The organism is Ameyamaea chiangmaiensis (genome assembly GCF_013376175.1).
Taxonomy (GTDB): Bacteria; Pseudomonadota; Alphaproteobacteria; order Acetobacterales; family Acetobacteraceae; genus Ameyamaea; species Ameyamaea chiangmaiensis.
On record NZ_JABXXR010000371.1, the window covers coordinates 1 to 532 of the forward strand.

Sequence of the window (532 nt, forward strand, 5' to 3'; positions counted from 1 at the left end):
CGCGTGCGTCGCGTGACCGCGCCCGCGCGGACGCGGCAGCCATGGCGCGTGGTGATCGCCGACGACACCGGCGAGGCCGAGCTGGTGTTCTTCAACCGCTGGCTGGACCGCATCGTGCGCGAGGGGGCCGAGATCGCCCTGTCCGGGCAGGCGACGTTGTTCAACAACGTCCTGACCTTCGCCCATCCGGATTACATTCTGCCCGCGTCCCGCGCAGACGAAATACCCGCACTCGACCCGGTCTGGCCGCTGACGGCAGGCCTGTTCGCCAGCCAGCTCCGGCCCGCTTTCAAACGCGCGCTGGATCTGGTTCCGCCGCTGCCGGAGTGGCACGACCCAAGCGTTCTCGACCGCCACCAATGGCCCGGCTTCGGCCAGGCATTGCGGCAGTTGCATCGGCCGTCCGACGATCCGGCCCTGCTCGACGGCGGCGCGGCCGGCCCGGTTCTGGACCGTGCGCGGGGACGTCTGGCCTGCGACGAACTGCTGGCGAGCCAGCTTGCCCTCGGTCTGGCACGCGGGCGGCTGCGCG

The 532-nt window shown here is 71.4% G+C and carries 1 pseudogene; it reads left to right on the plus strand.

From position 1 onward, the window contains the following. Window positions 1–532 (plus strand): annotated as a pseudogene (locus tag HUK82_RS17120) (ATP-dependent DNA helicase RecG); the annotation flags it as partial.